The 1,845-nt window shown below is 62.7% G+C and carries 1 protein-coding gene; it reads left to right on the forward strand.

What is annotated here, in order from left to right; translation table 11 throughout:
• Positions 1 to 342 precede the first annotated feature (342 nt).
• On the forward strand, positions 343 to 1,845 hold a 1,503-nt coding region (locus EN749_RS35035), incomplete at its 3' end, for a DNA topoisomerase IV subunit B (RefSeq protein ID WP_145991158.1).

Here is a 1,845-nt window from a genome sequence, read left to right on the forward strand (position 1 = left end):
CGGAATCGGCCTTGGCCTGGCTTTTGACCCAGAAATCCGCGGCAAAGATCGAGATCGCCCCGAAAACGGCGGCGATGCCGATCATCGATATGGCCTTGCCCCTCACGCCTAAACCCCTGATATCAGCAGTTTCTTGTTTTGTTGGGCTTGACCCTAGGCGGCATTGTTAAAGAATCAGGAATCCCGGGCGTTGGTATCGGATCTATTCCGCCGGCTTGGTTATCGAATGGTTTTGGGGTAAGAGGGGCAGATCCCCGAACGGAACAGGAACCTCGGTCGCTTGGCGCTGAAAAGCGTGGCAGTATCGTGAGGTGATTCGCAGCACCGGAACCTATGGCAGGCATGGACGACAACAACGATCTCTTCGGCAATATGGACAAGCAGCCGCAGCCGGTGCGTACCCCTGCGCGCCCGGCCGATCCACTGGTGGTGCAAGCCACCAAGCGTCCTGCCTCGACCAAGGACGGCAGCGAGGGCTATAGCGCCGCCGACATCGAGGTGCTGGAAGGGCTGGAGCCGGTGCGCCGCCGGCCAGGCATGTATATCGGCGGCACCGACGACAAGGCGATGCACCATCTGTTCGCCGAGGTCATCGACAATTCGATGGACGAAGCGGTGGCCGGCCATGCCACCTTCATCGATGTCGAGCTCTCGGCCGACGGCTATCTCGCCGTGACCGACAATGGTCGCGGCATCCCGATCGATCCGCACCCGAAGTTCAAGAAGCCGGCGCTTGAAGTGATCATGACGACGCTGCATTCGGGCGGCAAGTTCGACTCCAAGGTTTATGAGACATCAGGCGGCCTGCATGGCGTCGGTGTGTCCGTGGTCAACGCGCTGTCGGACCATCTCGAGGTTGAGGTCGCGCGGGGACGGCAACTCTATCGGCAAAAATTCTCGCGCGGCGTTCCCGTGACCGGCCTGGAACAGTTGGGCGAGGTCCACAACCGGCGCGGCACAAAGATCCGCTTCCACCCCGACGAGCAGATTTTCGGCAAGGGCGCGGCGTTCGAACCGGCGCGGCTCTACCGCATGACGCGCTCGAAAGCCTATCTGTTCGGCGGCGTCGAAATCCGCTGGACCTGCGATCCGTCGCTGATCAAGGAAAAGGACCAGACACCGGCCAAGGCTGAATTCCACTTTCCCGGAGGCCTGAAGGACTATCTCAAGGCGTCGCTGGGCGACGACTTCCAGGTGACGCGCGAGATTTTCGCTGGCAAGAGCGAGAAACAAGGCGGCCATGGCTCGCTCGAATGGGCGGTGACCTGGTTCGGCGGCGACGGCTTCATCAATTCCTACTGCAACACCATTCCGACCGGCGAAGGCGGCACCCACGAGGCCGGCTTCCGTAACGTGCTGACGCGGGGCCTGCGCGCCTATGCCGATCTCGTCGGCAACAAGCGCGCCTCGATCGTCACCTCCGAAGACGTGATGATCTCGGCGGCGGGCATGCTGTCGGTGTTCATCCGCGAGCCGGAATTCGTCGGCCAGACCAAGGACAGGCTGGCGACGATCGAGGCAATTCGAATTGTTGAGACCGCGATCCGCGATCTGTTCGACCATTGGCTGGCCGACAATCCGCAGGAAGCCTCGAAGCTGCTCGAATGGGTGATCGCGCGCGCCGACGAGCGGGTGCGCCGGCGCCAGGAAAAGGAAGTGTCGCGCAAGAGCGCGGTGCGCAAACTGCGGCTGCCGGGCAAGCTCGCCGACTGCACGCAGAATGCCGCGGCCGGTGCCGAACTGTTCATCGTCGAAGGTGACTCCGCCGGCGGCTCTGCCAAGCAGGCGCGCGACCGCGCCAGCCAGGCCGTCCTGCCGCTGCGTGGAAAAATCCTCAACGTCGCC

This window comes from Mesorhizobium sp. M7A.F.Ca.ET.027.02.1.1, from assembly GCF_004022985.1.
Classification (GTDB): Bacteria; Pseudomonadota; Alphaproteobacteria; order Rhizobiales; family Rhizobiaceae; genus Mesorhizobium.